At 68.6% G+C, this 15,559-nt stretch carries 16 protein-coding genes; 13 read left to right on the top strand and 3 right to left on the bottom strand.

The window, feature by feature from the left end; genetic code table 11:
• The first annotated feature begins 2 nt into the window (after positions 1 to 2).
• From E3T34_RS13630 to rbfA, 3 genes are all read left to right on the top strand, one after another.
• Positions 3 to 260: a YlxR family protein gene (locus E3T34_RS13630; protein ID WP_134343305.1), complete on the top strand. Its 258-nt coding sequence runs from the start codon at positions 3 to 5 to the stop codon at positions 258 to 260.
• Positions 261 to 336: 76 nt separating this feature from the next.
• Positions 337 to 3,195: a translation initiation factor IF-2 gene (gene infB / locus E3T34_RS13625; RefSeq protein ID WP_134343304.1), complete on the top strand. Its 2,859-nt coding sequence runs from the start codon at positions 337 to 339 to the stop codon at positions 3,193 to 3,195.
• Between the two features lie 98 nt (positions 3,196 to 3,293).
• Complete coding sequence (rbfA, locus tag E3T34_RS13620) at positions 3,294 to 3,824, top strand: 30S ribosome-binding factor RbfA (protein ID WP_134343303.1); 531 nt, start codon at positions 3,294 to 3,296, stop codon at positions 3,822 to 3,824.
• 101 nt (positions 3,825 to 3,925) lie between these two features.
• Here the strand turns inward: rbfA and E3T34_RS13615 are convergent, their stop codons facing one another.
• Positions 3,926 to 4,846, bottom strand: a complete 921-nt coding sequence (locus E3T34_RS13615) for an A/G-specific adenine glycosylase (protein ID WP_134343302.1) — start codon at positions 4,844 to 4,846, stop codon at positions 3,926 to 3,928.
• Between the two features lie 19 nt (positions 4,847 to 4,865).
• Here E3T34_RS13615 and E3T34_RS13610 point away from each other — a divergent pair, with 19 nt between their 5' ends.
• On the top strand, positions 4,866 to 5,522 hold the full coding sequence (locus E3T34_RS13610) for a hypothetical protein (protein WP_134343301.1): 657 nt from the start codon (positions 4,866 to 4,868) through the stop codon (positions 5,520 to 5,522).
• Between the two features lie 29 nt (positions 5,523 to 5,551).
• On the opposite strand, the gene E3T34_RS13605 is transcribed toward E3T34_RS13610, so the two are convergent.
• Entirely contained in the window at positions 5,552 to 6,556 is a 1,005-nt protein-coding gene (locus tag E3T34_RS13605) for a ketopantoate reductase family protein (protein ID WP_134343300.1), read from the bottom strand.
• Positions 6,557 to 6,685: 129 nt separating this feature from the next.
• Between E3T34_RS13605 and truB the strand changes: the two genes are divergently transcribed.
• From truB to E3T34_RS13580, 5 genes are all read left to right on the top strand, one after another.
• The gene (truB, locus tag E3T34_RS13600; protein WP_134343318.1) at positions 6,686 to 7,663 is read left to right on the top strand and encodes a tRNA pseudouridine(55) synthase TruB; all 978 of its coding nucleotides are present in this window, start codon (positions 6,686 to 6,688) and stop codon (positions 7,661 to 7,663) included.
• The gene (locus tag E3T34_RS13595) at positions 7,660 to 8,028 is read left to right on the top strand and encodes a hypothetical protein (RefSeq protein ID WP_104100259.1); all 369 of its coding nucleotides are present in this window, start codon (positions 7,660 to 7,662) and stop codon (positions 8,026 to 8,028) included. The genes truB and E3T34_RS13595 overlap by 4 nt, the downstream gene beginning before the upstream one ends.
• 67 nt (positions 8,029 to 8,095) lie before the next feature.
• On the top strand, positions 8,096 to 8,539 hold the full coding sequence (locus tag E3T34_RS13590) for a hypothetical protein (RefSeq protein WP_104100258.1): 444 nt from the start codon (positions 8,096 to 8,098) through the stop codon (positions 8,537 to 8,539).
• The gene (locus E3T34_RS13585; RefSeq protein ID WP_104100257.1) at positions 8,536 to 9,465 is read left to right on the top strand and encodes a bifunctional riboflavin kinase/FAD synthetase; all 930 of its coding nucleotides are present in this window, start codon (positions 8,536 to 8,538) and stop codon (positions 9,463 to 9,465) included. Before E3T34_RS13590 ends, E3T34_RS13585 begins: the two co-directional genes overlap by 4 nt.
• Positions 9,431 to 9,676 (top strand): hypothetical protein, encoded by a 246-nt coding sequence (locus E3T34_RS13580; protein ID WP_134343299.1) that lies wholly within the window; start codon positions 9,431 to 9,433, stop codon positions 9,674 to 9,676. Before E3T34_RS13585 ends, E3T34_RS13580 begins: the two co-directional genes overlap by 35 nt.
• 248 nt (positions 9,677 to 9,924) lie before the next feature.
• Here E3T34_RS13580 and E3T34_RS13575 read toward each other — a convergent pair whose 3' ends face one another.
• The gene (locus E3T34_RS13575) at positions 9,925 to 10,857 is read right to left on the bottom strand and encodes an ROK family protein (RefSeq protein WP_104100255.1); all 933 of its coding nucleotides are present in this window, start codon (positions 10,855 to 10,857) and stop codon (positions 9,925 to 9,927) included.
• Positions 10,858 to 10,983: 126 nt separating this feature from the next.
• On the opposite strand from E3T34_RS13575, the gene E3T34_RS13570 reads away from it, so the two are divergent.
• Genes E3T34_RS13570 through E3T34_RS13555 form a run of 4 tightly spaced genes read left to right on the top strand, consistent with a single transcriptional unit; the run spans position 10,984 to position 15,443 of the window.
• Positions 10,984 to 11,934, top strand: coding sequence for a sugar-binding transcriptional regulator (locus E3T34_RS13570; RefSeq protein ID WP_104100254.1), 951 nt, complete (start codon positions 10,984 to 10,986; stop codon positions 11,932 to 11,934).
• Positions 11,935 to 11,960: 26 nt separating this feature from the next.
• A complete protein-coding gene (gene deoC, locus E3T34_RS13565) occupies positions 11,961 to 12,980 on the top strand; it encodes a deoxyribose-phosphate aldolase (protein WP_134343298.1) in 1,020 nt (339 codons plus the stop codon).
• 52 nt (positions 12,981 to 13,032) lie between these two features.
• Positions 13,033 to 14,583: an aldehyde dehydrogenase family protein gene (locus tag E3T34_RS13560; protein ID WP_104100252.1), complete on the top strand. Its 1,551-nt coding sequence runs from the start codon at positions 13,033 to 13,035 to the stop codon at positions 14,581 to 14,583.
• Positions 14,580 to 15,443, top strand: coding sequence for an aldehyde dehydrogenase family protein (locus E3T34_RS13555; RefSeq protein ID WP_134343297.1), 864 nt, complete (start codon positions 14,580 to 14,582; stop codon positions 15,441 to 15,443). Before E3T34_RS13560 ends, E3T34_RS13555 begins: the two co-directional genes overlap by 4 nt.
• Positions 15,444 to 15,559 lie beyond the last annotated feature (116 nt).

Genomic DNA, 15,559 nt, shown 5'->3' with positions numbered 1-15,559 from the left:
CGATGAATCCCGTTAGAACGTGCATTGGATGCCGTTTGCGCGCTCCGCAATCCTCACTTCTGAGAGTTGTAGCCCGAGAATCGGAACTCGTGGTGGATGAAACCGCCACTCTGCCTGGGCGAGGCGCGTGGCTGCATCCCACTACCGCGTGCTTCCAGGACGCACTGCGGCGACACGCTTTCGGGCGTGCCCTTCGCGTGACCAGTTCAATGGACGCGAATCAACTAGAGAACAGGCTGAACAGGCTTATGGATAACTAATGAGCGGCTCGAAATGAGACCCGTCCGTTACTAACGGTCTGCCCCTTTCCGGGTGCAGACCCGGAACAGGAGAATTGTGGCTGCGAAACCACGCGTACACGAGATCGCTAGCGAGCTCGGCGTCGACAGCAAGGTTGCCCTTGCTAAATTGAAAGAGATGGGCGAGTTCGTCAAGGGCCCGTCCAGTAGCGTTGAACCCCCGGTAGCGCGCCGTCTGCGCGCCGCCCTGGCGGCCGATGGCTCCAGCACCGCGGCTCCCGCCGCCACTGCCACAGCTCCAGCCGGCGCCACCCCCATCGCCGCGACAACCCCCGCAAAGCCGGGCGGCGCGCGTCCGTCCCCGGCCAAGTTGGCCGTCAAGCCGGGTGTACGTCCCGTCGTCGAGGTCCCCGCAGCGGTTGCTCCCACCGCGGACGCCCCGCCGATGCCGACTGCCCCGCTCACAGTCGCCGAGCGTCAGGCTCAGGCTGCCGAGAAGGCTGCGGCTGCCGCGAAGGCTGCGGCTGCCGCGATCGTCACCGAGACCGTGTCCGCGACGGATGCCCCGGTCGCCAAGACCGCGGGTGGCGCCTCGGGCGCAGCCAAGCCCGGTGCGTCCGTGCCGAAGCCGCCCGCGGCTCGTCCGGGCAACAATCCGTTCGCCAGCAACCAGGGCATGGGCAAGACCCCGAGTCCGCGTCCCGGCAACAACCCGTTTGCGAGCGCGCAGGGCATGGGTCAGCGCCCGCCGTCCACGTCTTCGCCCAGTAACATTCCGCGCCCCGCGGCCCCGCGCCCCGGTGCACCTCGTCCGGGTGGACCCGGGCAGGCCCCGCGCCCGACTGGTTTCGGTCAGCGTCCGGGTGCGTTCCAGCGTCCCGGTGGCGCTCCGGGTGGTGCCGGCGGCGCACGCCCCGGCTTCCAGCGTCCTGGTGGCGCCCCGGCCGGGGCCCCCGGCTTCGGCCCGCCCCGTCCTGCCGGTGGTGGCGGCGCCGGAGGTCGCGGTCGCGGCCCCGGCGGCGGAACCGCTGGTGCGTTCGGTCGCGGTGGCGGCAAGAACAAGGCCCGCAAGTCCAAGCGGACGAAGAGAGCAGAGTTTGAGCTGCGCGAGGCTCCGTCGCTGGGTGGCGTGAGCGTACCCCGCGGCGACGGCGGAACCGTGGTGCGTCTGCGCCGCGGTGCGTCCATCACGGACTTCGCCGACAAGATCGACGCGAGCCCCGGAAACCTGGTCACGGTCCTGTTCCACCTCGGTGAGATGGCCACGGCAACCGAGTCGCTCGACGAGGCCACGTTCGACGTTCTCGGCTCCGAGCTCGGTTACAAGATTCAGATGGTCTCTCCGGACGACGAAGACCGCGAGCTGCTGCTCGCCTTCGACATCGACATCGACCAGGAGCTGGAAGACGAGACGGATGACGAGCTTGTCGCCCGTCCCCCCGTCGTCACCGTCATGGGTCACGTCGACCACGGCAAGACCGCGCTCCTGGACGCCATTCGTAACGCGAAGGTGGCCGCGGGCGAAGCCGGCGGAATCACGCAGCACATCGGTGCCTACCAGGTCATCACCGAACACGAGGGCATTGAACGCGCCATCACCTTCATCGACACACCGGGCCATGAGGCGTTCACCGCCATGCGTGCCCGTGGTGCCCAGGTGACGGACATTGCGATCCTCGTGGTCGCGGCGGACGACGGCATCATGCCGCAGACGATTGAGGCGCTCAACCACGCCCAGGCCGCCAACGTGCCGATCGTGGTTGCAGTCAACAAGATCGACAAGCCCGGCGCCAACCCGCAGAAAGTGCGCCAGCAGCTCACCGAGTTCGGTCTCGTCGCCGAAGAATACGGTGGAGACGTCATGTTCGTCGACGTGTCGGCGAAGCAGGGCACCGGCATCCAGGAAGTCCTGAACGCCGTGCTCCTCACCGCTGACGCCGGTCTCGACATGCGGGCCAACCCGGACAAGGACGCTCGCGGCGTGGCCATCGAGGCTCGCCTCGACAAGGGGCGTGGCGCCGTGGCGACCGTGCTCATCCAGTCGGGAACACTGAACGTCGGGGACTCCATCGTGGCGGGAACGGCCTACGGCCGCGTTCGTGCGATGGCAGACGAGAACGGCGTGCCCGTGCTCGCCGCAACCCCGTCCCGTGCCGTCCAGGTTCAGGGCCTCTCCAGCGTGCCGCGTGCAGGCGACACCTTCCTGGTGATTCAGGAAGACCGCACGGCTCGTCAGATCGCCGAGAAGCGCGAAGCCGCCGAGCGCAACGCCCTGCTGGCCAAGGCCCGCAAGCGGATCAGCCTCGAAGACTTCACCCGTGCACTCGAAGAGGGCAAGGTTGAATCACTCAACCTCATCATCAAGGGTGACGTTTCCGGTGCTGTTGAAGCCCTGGAAGAGTCGCTGCTCAAGATCGAGGTCGACGATTCGGTTCAGCTGCGCATCATCCACCGCGGAGTCGGTGCGGTCACGGAAAGCGACGTCAACCTCGCCACCGTCGACAACGCCATCATCATCGGCTTCAACGTGCGCCCCGACACGAAGGCACGCGAACGCGCAGCCCGTGAAGGCGTGGATGTGCGCTTTTACTCGGTCATCTACAACGCACTCGAGGACATCGAGAACTCCCTCAAGGGAATGCTCAAGCCCGAGTTCGAAGAGGTGCAGAGTGGTGTCGCCGAGATCCGCGAGGTGTTCAGCTCCTCCAAGTTCGGAAACGTCGCCGGCGTCATCGTACGGTCGGGCGTCATCACGAGAAACGCCAAGGCGCGGGTAATCCGCAATGGTGTCGTCGTGGGAGACAACCTGGGCATCGAGTCACTGCGCCGGTTCAAGGACGATGTCACCGAGGTCCGTACGGACTTCGAGTGTGGTATCGGCCTGGGCAAGTTCAACGACATCCAGATCGGTGACGAAATCGAGACGATCGAAATGAAGGAAAAGCCGCGGGTCTAAGGACGTACGGATGATGGGTGTGGGTTTCGCTGGGTTCCTGAACTCGGACGCGGCGGGGCCCGCACCTTCGGTAATATTTCGACAATAGGAGTTAGACCATGGCAGATCCGGCACGCGCCAGGAAAATGGCCGACCGCATCAAGGTCATCGTGGCCAAGCGCATCGAACGCGGACTCCGCGATCCGAGGCTCGGTTTCGTGACCATCACCGACGTGAAGGTGACCGGTGACCTGCAGCACGCCTCGGTGTTCTACACGGTTTACGGTTCGGCGGAGGAACGAGCCGACAGCGCGACAGCGCTCAAGGCGGCTACCGGCATGCTGAGAAGCGAGGTCGGTAGGAACATCACCGCCCGGCTGACGCCGTCGCTCGAATTCATCGCGGACGCCATCCCGGAGAACGCGGCCCTGATCGACGACCTGCTGCGTGAGGCGCGCGAGCGCGACACGCAGGTCGAGGAGCAGGCTCGCACGGCGAAGTATGCCGGCGACGAGGACCCCTACGTCAAGGCGCGCGAATACGACGACGGCGACGACGAAGACGAAGGCGACGACGAGGAAGACGACGAGGTGCAGCCCGGGGGCGGCCAACACGCCGAAGTTCCCGCCGGGTCGGATTTGCAGAAGTAAGGAAGCAACACCTGCCGGTCAGTGACCGGCCGGCCGTGCCGGCCCGCATCACCCGTCAGCGGTGTGCGGGCCGGTTCGGCTTTTCTCGCGCCCGAAGAGGCTTATTCCTGCGGCAGGGTGTACTCGCCGGGCGCCGTGGCAATGGCGAGGCCGTCGGACAGCAAGCCCGCCAAGGCCCGGTCACGCTGGGGTGAGTCGGCCCACAGGTCGGTGATCTCGGCATCCGTCACCGGGTGCCGGGTGGCGCGAAGCTCGGCCATGATCAAGCCGCGCACCTTTCGGTCGCTGCCCTCGAACTTCTTCTGCACGGCTTTGCGCGGGCCGGAATAGGGCGGGTAGTCCGCCAGGCGCCAGGCGCAGGCGGCGCGGATGGGGCAGTCATCGCACCGGGGGATCCTGGCGGTGCAGACCACGGCGCCCAGCTCCATCATGCCGGCGTTGAATACGGCGGCGTCGCTCACGGGAAGTGGGAGCAGCGCGCTCATGGCGTCAAGGTCGCGGGTGCGGCTGGGTGGGGCCGGTTCGGCCTGGCCGGCCACGGCGCGCGCGATGACGCGCCGGGTGTTGGTGTCGACGACCGGATGCCGCAGGCCGTAAGCGAACGCGGCGACCGCTCTGGCCGTGTAGTCGCCGATCCCGCTGAGGGCCAGCAAGGCGTCGACGTCGGCGGGGACCACCCCATCGTGCCGCTCGGTGATCTCCACCGCGGCCGCGTGGAGCCACAGAGCGCGGCGAGGGTAGCCCAGGTTTGCCCAGGCCCGCACCGCCTCGCCGGGCGGGACCGCCGCGAGGTCCCCCGGGGTCGGCCAGCGCTCGAGCCACTCCGCGAGGCGGGGAATCACCCGGTTCACCGGGGTCTGCTGCAGCATGAACTCGCTCACCAGCACGCCCCAGGCGCCGAAGCCGTGCCGGCGCCAGGGCAGGTCGCGAGCATTGCCCCGGAACCAGGCGTTGATGGCGAGGCTGAGGGCAGGGGAGCCGGCTGCAGGAGCAAGCGTGAGCGTGAGCGTGGCATTCACCATTCTAATCTAGGCTCGAAAGATGAAGCTTGCCTCCACTCCGCGGATCGAGTTCCTGCGGGAACTCGCGACCGAGATCCTTGGCGTCTACGGTCTCGGTCGCACGGTCGTCGCCATCGACGGCACGGATGCCGCGGAGCGCGCCGCTTTCGCCGACGACCTGGCCGCCGTGTTCGATGAGCGGGAGCATCCGGTGTTCTCAGCCTCCCTGCGCGATTTCCGGCGATCGCGCGCAGAGCAGGAGCGCTTCGGCCCGGAATCTCCCGAGCGGCTGCTGCGCCACCTGTACGACTTCTCGCTGCTGCGGCGCGTGCTGCTCGACCCGTTCCGGCTGGGTGGCAGCACCGGTTTCGTCACCCGGGCGTTCGACGCCGACCGGGATGCCTGGATCCAGCCCACCTGGCTGACCGGGCCGTCCGACGCCACGCTGATTCTCGACGGCGAGTACCTGAACCGCAAGGAGTTGCGCGACCTGTGGTCGTACAGCGTTCTGGTGGAGACCGAGGCGGACGCGGTGCGCTTCGGACCAGGCGGTGCCGAGGATACCGGCATGGTCACCGAGCACGAGGTCGCCGACCGGCTGTACCGCGGCGAGGTGCGTCCGCGCAGCCGGGCCACGGCCATCGTCGACGTGAGCAACCCGGCCGACCCGCGCCGTGTGTTCCTCGACAGCTGCTGATCGGGGTCTTGGGTCACGGGTCGTGACGGTCATCGGCGGAGCGCCGCGAACCGCTCGAGCACGTCGTACGGGGCCAGCGACACCCCGCGTGCCTCAACCTCGTGCACGAGAGTTGTCAGCAGCTCGTTCACGGGCGCCTGCACGCCGGCCAGGGCGGCTTCCCGCACCACCGCGCCGTTGAGAAAGTCGACCTCGGTGAGCTGCCCGCGCTTCAGGCTCTGCTGCGTCGAACCCAGGTTCGGCACGTCGCCCATGCGGGCCTTCAGCCTCAGCGGCAGCACCTGGCCGAGGGCCGGCGGCAGCCGCGAGAAGGCTCTCAACGGCCGGTCGCCGAGCCCCTGCAGGCTGCCGTAACGCACCCCGCGCTTCATCCCCACCTCCACGGTCTCGCGCATGCTCTCGGTCATCACGCGGCGCAGTCCGGCGTGGTCGATGACATTCTGAACGCTCATCCCGGTGATCGCGGGTAGTGCGTTGAGCATGTTGACGACGAGTTTGGTCCACTGGGCACCGACGAAGTTGTCGAGGGCGACGGTGGGCACGGCGCCGGCGAGCACGTCCCGCCAGGCGAGCGTGGCGGCATCCGCGGCGCCGGTTCCCCGGCCCAGATAGGTGGGCGCGGCGGTTGTGATCGTCACCTGGCCGGGTGCCGCGTAATTCGCCGCGATGATCGACAGGGCGCCGAAGCAGTCCGAGCGGGGCAGCAGAGAGCCCGCCGTGAGCACCCCGTCGAGGCCGTTCTGCACGACGATCACGGGGGAGCCGTCGAGCACCCGGGCGTTCTCGCCGATGGCCGCAGCCGCATCCTGGGCCTTGGTGCAGACGAGCGTCAGCTGCGGGGTCCGGGCCAGACGTTCGAGCGCGAGCGGATGCTGGCGTACGGTTCCGAAGGCCCCGGTAAGTGAAATCCCCTCGGCCCGGATGGCCGCCAGCGCCGGTCCGCGCGCCGTCACGGTCACCGTATGACCGGCCCGGGCGAGCAGGGTCGCGAACGTGCCGCCGAGGGCGCCGGCTCCGATCACCGCAATATTCATCCCCCCAGCCTAGGTCGCGCCCGATGGGTCAGCGCCGGACCGGGGCCGGATACCATGTCAAGAATGAACGAAGCATCCGGCGGGCCAGCCAGCGAACCGACAGTCGAACGGACGCCCGTGCAGCGGTCGATGAAGGTCGGCACCACCGTCAGCGGACTCCTCCTGGTCGACAAGCCCCAGGGCTGGACCAGCCACGACGCCGTCGCCCGCACCCGCCGCCTGGCCGGCACCCGCAAGGTCGGCCATGCCGGCACGCTGGACCCGATGGCCACCGGCCTGCTGATCCTCGGCATCAACAGTTCCACCCGCCTGCTGACGTACGTCGTCGGCCTCGACAAGGAATACCTGGCAACAATTCGACTGGGTACGTCGACGACGACCGACGACGCCGAGGGTGAAGAGCTGGCGCGGGCATCCGTCGACGCCGTGGCCGCCGTCACGCCGAAAGCCGTCGCGGCCGGAATCGGCGCCCTCACCGGCGCCATCGCGCAGCAGCCCAGCTCCGTCAGCGCCATCAAGATCGACGGCAAGCGCGCCTACGCCCGGGTGCGCGCCGGCGAGGAAGTGGACCTGCCGGCCCGCCCCGTCACCGTGAGCGCGTTCGAGCTGCTCTCCCTGACCCCGGGCGACGGCTTCCTCGACCTCGAGGTGCGGGTGGAGTGCTCCTCCGGCACGTACATCCGGGCGCTGGCCCGCGACCTCGGCGCCGCCCTCGATGTCGGCGGCCACCTCACCAGCTTGCGCCGAACCCGGATCGGCCCGTTCGGCATCGACATGGCCCAGCCGCTCGCCGAACTCGACGTCGCTGCCGGACTGATCGGCCCGACGGATGCCGCCACGCGCATCCTGGGACGCCTCGACCTGACAGAGCAGCAGGCCATCGACCTCGGACACGGCAAGCGCATCGCGGTGGACGGCGCAGTCGGCACCGACGCCGAAGCCGGCACGGCGGTGCCGGTCGGCCCGGTGGCCGCGGTCGCGCCGGACGGCCGGTTGGTCGGCCTGGTCGAGTACCGCGGCGACCACGCCAAGTCCCTGCTCAACTTCCCGCCCGATCAGGTCGCCGATGCCCCGCAAACCGCGGCAGCCCCGAAGGCCACCGCATGATCGAGTGGTTCATGTGGCTCCAGTTGGCCGTGGCCACCCTCGCCGGCCTACTCTGCATCGCCCTCGGCCTGGCCGGGCGCAAACCCAGCGACCTCACCATGGGTGCCACCGCGCTCGTGGAGCTACTGCTGATCGTGCAACTCGTCGTCGCGATCGTCGCCCCGCTCACGGGCAACACCGCGACCGGCAGTCTGCTCGAGTTCTACACCTACCTGATCAGCGCAATTCTCGTGCCCGTGGCCGCCGCAGCCTGGGCGCTGATCGAACGTAGCCGCTGGAGCACGGTCATCTTGGGCGTCGCCGGGCTGGGCGTCGCCGTGATGGTCTACCGCATGTGGCAGATCTGGACCGTCCAGGGCCTGTGAGATTCAGGGCCGAGAAGTCCGGCGCCCGTGAAATGAGATCCACGGATGCTGCGATAATTAGGAAGCCATGACCGCAGAGCAGAGCAACGCCGCAGGGACGCCCGCCGAGAGCGCTCGGTCGACCCCGGTGACCGGCATCGGGCGCGTGCTGATCGCCGTCTACGGCCTCCTCGCGCTCGCCGCCACGGGCCGCTCCTTCGTGCAGATCGCCTCCAAATTCGCCGAGGCACCGTTGTCCTACTCATTGTCAGCGCTGGCCGCGGTCGTCTACATCGTCGCCACGGTGGCCCTGATCAGGAGCGGCGGACGCTGGCGCCGCGTGGCTTGGATCACGATCGGCTTCGAGTTCGCCGGCGTGCTGGTGGTCGGCACCCTCAGCCTCGTCGACCCGGCCCTGTTTCCGCACGACTCGGTCTGGTCGTTGTACGGCCGCGGCTACCTCTTCATCCCGCTCGTGCTGCCGGTCCTGGGCATGTGGTGGCTGTCCCGGAGCGGTAAGGTGCGCGAGTGAAGGTGCTGCGCGGCGTCGCCGATATCCCGGCCGACTGGCCGGCCTCCGCGGTCAGCATCGGCAAGTTCGATGGCGTGCACGCGGGGCACCGTGCGGTCATCGCCGAGTTGCAGGCACTCGCCGACAGCGACGGATTGGCCTCCGTGGTGGTGACCTTCGACCGGCATCCGCTCGCCGTGCTTGCCCCCCAGGAGTGCCCACAGACCCTGATCAGCACCGAACAGAAGCTTGCCTTGCTCGCCGAGACCGGCGTGCGCGCCACCCTTCTGCTCGAGTTCACCGCGGCGTTGGCCGCTCTTTCGCCCGAGGATTTCATTGAGAGCATCGTGGTGCAGGGGCTTCACGCGCGCACCGTGCTGGTCGGCCGCGACTTCCGGTTCGGCGCTCGCGGCGCCGGCGATGTGCACCTATTGCAGGAGCTGGGGGACCGGTTCGGGTTCACCGTGCGCCTGATCGACGACGTGAAACCAGACCGGATGCGCCGGGTCTCGTCGACCTGGATCCGCGAGCTGCTCTCTCGCGGCGAGGTCGGCGCGGCCACCACCCTGCTCGGGCACAACCCGACCGTGCGCGGGGAGGTCGTGCACGGCGCGAAGCGAGGACGCGAACTCGGCTTTCCCACGGCCAACCTGTCACCGGCGTCCGAGGGGCTGATCCCCGCGGACGGGGTCTACGCGGGCTGGCTGACGGATGCCGGTATCCGCTACCCGGCGGCCATCTCGGTGGGCAACAACCCCACCTTCGACGGTGTGGCGCAGAAGCAGGTCGAGGCCTTTGTGCTCGACCAGGACATCGACCTGTACGACCATGTGGTGGAGGTGTCCTTCGTCGAACGTATCCGCGGCATGGTCGCGTTCACCGGAATCGAACCGTTGATCGTGCAGATGCACGATGACGTGGAAAAGGTCCGCGGCATCCTGGCCTGACGCGGGCATCCTGGCCGGACCGGGCATCTCGCTGTTGAGAGTCGGCTACTTGGTCGCGCCGCTGCTTGTCGGGCTGCTGCTTTTCGGGCTGCTGCACCAGCTGGCCGGCGGCTGGACCTGGCCGCTCGCCTTCCTGATCGGCGCCGCCCTGGCCGCTACGCTGGCCGGCGCCGTGCTGTCCTGCCCGCCCAGTGTCCTGCTGCCTGCCTAATGCCCTGCTGCCTGCCTAGCGCCCTGCTGCCTGCCTAGCGCCCTGCTGCCCGCCCAGTGCCCCGTGCGGCCTCACGAATTCGACGAAGATTCTGGCAAAAAACCGGGTGAGACCGGTCTCAATGCCGGTTGAGAGCAAAATCTCCGTCGAATTGGTTCAGGGGCGGGCGGGCAGGCGGGCCAAGGGCGCGCGGGCGGGCGAAGAGCGCGCGGGCGGGCGAAGGGCGCGCGGGCGCGAAAGTGGGTGACTCAGGCGACCAGATCGGCGCGGTGGATGAGCGCCGCGGCGCCGATCAGTGGGCCGTCGCCGGAGAGAGCGGATGCGACGACGCGCACCCGGGTCGCGAAGGAGAACACCGTGCGCTCGGCGACGGCCGCTCGCACGTAGTCGAACAGGTCCGGCGTGACGTGTGAGAAGCCGCCGCCGATCGCCACCACGTCGAGGTCCACGAGGTTCGTCGCGGAGGCGATCGCCTGGCCGATGGCCTGGCCGCAGCGCTTGACCGCACTGATCGCGATCGGGTCTCCCGCGGCGTACGCGGCCGAGAGGTCTTCGCCGGTGAGGCCCGACCAGCCCTCGGCGCGCGCCCAGGCCACGGTGCGCGGTCCGGATGCGACGGCCTCGAGGCATCCGGTGCCGCCGCAGGCGCAGGCGTCGTCGAACCCGCCGACTTCGATGTGACCGATGTGCCCGGCGTTGCCGGTCGGCCCGGAAACGGTGGACCCACCCAGGATCAGGCCGCCGCCGATGCCGGTGGACACGACCATGCCCATCAGGCTGTCGGCGCCCCTCCCGGCGCCGAGCCAGTGCTCGGCGAGCGTGATGCAGAGGCCGTCCAGGCGCAGGCGCACGGGCGCCTCGGGCACGAGGGCCGCGACACAATCCCGTAAGGGGTAATCCCGCCAGGCCGGCAGATTCAACGGAGAGACTGTGCCCGTGTCCACGGTGATCGGTCCGGCGGTGCCGATGCCGACGCCGAGGAGGGCGTCTCCGGCCGGCAGGCTCGCTCGGGCGCGGGTGACGACGGTCCGTACACTGTCCGCGAGTTCCTCGGCGGTTTTGACCGGGCCGGTGGGGGCGCGGTGCCGGCTGGCGGCGAGCACGACCCCCTGCTCGTCGACGAGTGCGGCTTCAACCTTGGTGCCGCCGAGGTCGACGGCGAGAGCGTAGCTGGTGGGCATGACATCAGCCTAGGGCGTGCAGAGTTGCAGGGTCGATGCTCGAATGCGCAGATGAGCAACATGACCAACAGGCGTTGATCGGGGGAGACCGGCGACTTAGGCTGGACCCGAACGGAACGGAGCACCATGACGGACACCGACGAACTCTTATCCATTCGCGCGGCCGAGCTCTACTATGAGGAAAACAAGACGCAGGACGAAATCGGCACCGTTCTCCGCCTCACCCGCTGGAAGGTGGGCCGGCTCCTCGCCCAGGCCAAGGCCAGTGGCTTCATCCGCATCGAAATCGTTCACCCGCGCGCCCGTCGTCTCTCCATCGAACGCCGGCTGCGCGAGACCACGCAGCTGACGGATGCCATCGTCGTCTCCTCTGCCGGCGTCTCCACTGACGAGGAACTCCAGTCCCGCACCGCCCAAGCTGCCGCCGACTACCTCACGGGCCTCCGCCCGGTGCCGCGAACGCTCGGCATCAGCTGGGGCCGCACCCTGCACGAGGTGTCGCTGCACCTGGCCCAGGGCTGGGCCAGCGGCGTCAACGTCGTGCAGATCAACGGCGGAGTCAGCCTCAACCGGCGCGCCGGCACCGCAGCCGCGACGGCCGTCACCATTGCTCACAAGGCCTCGGGGGCGGCGACGCTGCTGCCGAGCCCCGCCATCCTCGAGCGCCTCGACACCAAGACCGCGATCGAAGCCGACCGCTCCGTCGCCGCCGTGCTGAACCTCGGCGCCGCGGCATCCGCCTACCTGTTCAGCGCCGGCCAAGCCGACCAAAACTCGGCTCTCGTCGACAGCGGCTACCTCACCGCGGAACAGGTCGCCGAGCTCGTACGCAAGGGCGCGGTCGGCGACATCGTCGGCCGGTACATCGACAGCAACGGCAACATCGTCGACCCGGAACTCAACGGCCGGACCGTCGGCATCCAGCTCGAAGCGCTGCGTCACGCGAAGACCGCCATCGCCGTGATCACCGGCGGCTCCAAACACTCCATCGCCCGCGCCGTCGTCGGCAGCGGCCTGTGCACAGTGCTCGTCACCGACGAAGACACCGCACTCGCCATCCTCGGCGAAAACGCATGACCGCACCCCGACCGCAAGGACAATTCATGACTACCAGCCAAACGGCCATGGCCCAGCTGAACACCGGGGAACGCGCCCTGGCGCTCATCGGCGGCGAAGCCACGGATGCGAATCTGCGGCGTTACCTGCACGGCATCCCCGGCATCGACGCCGTCGGCTTGGAGCAGCGTGCCTCCGACCTCGGCACCCGCTCGATCAAGACCAGCTCGAAGAAGTGGGCGATCGACAAGATCATCAGCCTGATCGACCTCACCACCCTCGAGGGGGCCGATACCCCCGGCAAGGTGAAGTCCCTGGTCGGCAAGGCCCTCACGCCCGACGCCGGTGACCTCAGCTGCCCTCGCGTGGCCGCGGTCTGCGTCTACGGCGACATGGTGCCGCACGCCGTCGCCGCTCTCGGCTCCGCGCACTCCGCGGGCACGGATGCCGGCGTGAACGTCGCCGCCGTCGCGACCGCGTTCCCGAGTGGGCGCGCGTCCCTCGCGATCAAGCTGGCCGACGTGCACGACGCCGTCGCGGCCGGCGCCGACGAGATCGACATGGTCATCGACCGTGGTGCGTTCCTGTCCGGCAGGTTCGGCCAGGTCTACGACGAGATCGTGGCGGTCAAGCAGAGCTGCCGCCGCCCCGACGGCAGTTTCGCCCACCTCAAGGTGATCCTCGAGACCGGGGAGCTCAGTACCTACGACAACGTGCGCCGCGCGTCGTGGCTGGCCATCCTGGCCGGCGGCGACTTCATCAAGACCTCCACCGGCAAAGTGCCCGTCGCGGCCACCCTGCCCGTGACCCTCTCCATGCTCGAGGTCGTGCGCGACTGGCATCGCCTCACCGGGGCGAAGGTCGGTGTGAAGCCGGCCGGCGGCATTCGCACGTCTAAAGACGCCACCAAGTACATCGTGACCGTCGCCGAAACCGTGGGCGAGGAATGGCTCACGCCGAGCCTGTTCCGGTTCGGGGCGTCGAGCCTGCTGAACGACGTGCTGATGCAGCGCCAGAAGATGACCTCCGGACACTACTCCGGCCTTGACTACGTGACGATCGATTGAATCTCGACAAGCTCGATCACCGACAACTCGATCAACCTTGATTGGAATAACCATGAGCTTTCTTGACTACGCTCCCGCCCCGGAGTCCCAGGCCGTGCTGAACCTTCGGGGGGACTACGGACTCTTCATCGACGGGGAGTTCGTCGCCGGTCGGGGTGAGCCGTTCCAGAGCATCAACCCGGCCACCGAGAAGCAGATCGCAATGATCGCCCACGCCGACGCGGCGGATGTCGACGCGGCGGTGGCCGCCGCCCGTCGCGCCTACGACAAGACCTGGTCGAAGCTCTCCGGCAGCGATCGCGGCAAGTACCTGTTCCGCATCGCCCGCCTTGTGCAGGAGCGGGCCCGTGAGCTTGCCGTCGCCGAGACCCTCGACAACGGCAAGCCGATCAAGGAAAGCCGCGACGTCGACGTGCCTCTGGTTGCCGCCTGGTTTTTCTACTACGCCGGCTGGGCCGACAAGCTCGACCACGCCGGGGTCGGCCCCACGCCGTCCGCGCGGGGCGTCGCCGCCCAGGTGATCCCGTGGAACTTCCCCCTGCTGATGCTGGCTTGGAAGATCGCCCCGGCCCTCGCCGCCGGCAACACGGTCGTGCTCAAGCCGGCTGAGACCACCTCCCTGACCGCGCTGTTGTTCGCCGAGATCCTGCAGCAGGCCGACCTGCCCGCCGGCGTTGTCAACATCGTCACGGGCGGCCGCGACACCGGCAAGGCCCTCGTCGGGCACCCCGGCGTCAACCTCGTCGCGTTCACCGGCTCCACCGGCGCCGGCCGGGCCATCGCCCGCTCGGTCGCCGGAACCGACAAGAAGGTCATCCTCGAGCTCGGCGGCAAGGCCGCGAACATCGTCTTCGACGACGCGCCCATAGACCAGGCGATCGAGGGCATCGTCAACGGCATCTTCTTCAACCAGGGCCACGTCTGCTGCGCGGGCAGCCGCCTGCTCGTGCAGGAGTCGATCCACGACGATGTCATCGACCGCCTCAAGGCGCGCCTGTCCACGCTGCGCCTCGGCGACCCGATGGACAAGAACACCGACATCGGCGCCATCAACAGCGCCGAGCAGCTGGCGCGCATCCGGGAGCTCACCGACATCGGCGAGCAGGAAGGCGCCGAGCGCTGGAGTCCGGACTGCGTGCTGCCCGAGGCCGGCTTCTGGTTCAGGCCGACCATCTTCACCAACGTCTCCACCAGCCACCGCATCGCCCGTGACGAGGTATTCGGCCCGGTGCTCTCCGTGCTGACCTTCCGCACCCCGGCCGAGGCCATCGCCAAGGCGAACAACACGCCGTACGGACTGTCCGCCGGAATCTGGACCGAGAAGGGCAGCCGGATGCTGGCCGTCGCCGACAAGTTGCGTGCCGGCGTGATCTGGGCGAACACGTTCAACCGCTTCGACCCGGCCAGTCCATTCGGCGGCTACAAAGAGTCCGGCTACGGGCGCGAGGGCGGCCGCCACGGGCTTGCCGCATACCTCAAGCCCGCCGCCGGTCGCGCGGCCGCGCGCACCGTGACGGCCGCGCCCGCGGCATCCATCGCACCGGCCGTTGCTTCGCCGGCCGCGGAGAAGACTCCCGTTTCCCGAAAGAAGGCAGCCAAGTGACCCGCCTCGCCGTTCCCAAGACCTACAAGCTCTACCTCGGCGGCAAGTTCCCGCGCAGTGAGTCGGGCCGGGTCTACGAGATCCGTTCCCACGACGGGGAATTCCTCGCCAACGCCGCGAAGGCCAGCCGCAAGGATGCCCGGGACGCCGTCGTCGCCGCCCGCTCGGCCCTCGGCGGCTGGGCCGGCGCCACGGCCTACAACCGCGGCCAGGTGCTTTACCGCATCGCGGAGTTGCTCGAGGGGCGCCGGGCCCAGTTCGTCACCGAAATCGTGCAGTCGGAAGGCGTGAGCACCGCGGCAGCATTCGCCCAGGTCGACGAGGCCATCGACCGCTGGGTCTGGTACGCCGGCTGGGCCGACAAGTACCTGCAGGTGGCCGGCAACGCCAACCCGGTTTCGGGTCCCTACTTCAACCTCTCGGTGCCGGAGCCCACGGGCGTCGTCGCCATCATCGCGCCGCAGACCGGGGGTTCCCTCCTCGGTCTCGTCAGCGCGGTCGCCCCGGCGCTGGTCTCAGGCAACACCGTGGTCGTCGTCGCGAACGAGGTCATGCCGCTCTCGGCGATCAGCCTGGGCGAGGTGCTCGCCACTAGTGACGTGCCCGGCGGCGTAGTCAACATCCTCACCGGGTCTCCCGCCGAGATGGCGCCGTGGCTGGCCAGCCACGCCGACGTCAACGCCCTCGACCTGGTTGGCGCCGGCGATCTCGACTGGATCCACCTCGAGATCGACGCGGCCGAGACCCTCACCCGGGTGCTGCAGCCCGAGAACGGTCCGGATGCCGCGAGTCCCTCCCTGGCGCGCGTCCTGGCGTTTACCGAAACGAAGACGATCTGGCACACGAAGGGCCTGATCTAGCCCGCGCCCGCCTGACGAATTCGACGGAGATTTTGGCTCTCCTGCTTCATCTGTGGGTGTTTCGGAGCGCCTTAACGGCCGCACGCCGCTTCCTGTCTAGGTTTCTGACTGTCTAG

Source organism: Cryobacterium sp. TMT1-62 (genome assembly GCF_004403145.1).
Taxonomy (GTDB): Bacteria; Actinomycetota; Actinomycetes; order Actinomycetales; family Microbacteriaceae; genus Cryobacterium; species Cryobacterium sandaracinum.
The sequence above is the reverse complement of the archived record's forward strand: the minus strand, read 5'-3'. Positions and strand labels throughout refer to the sequence as shown.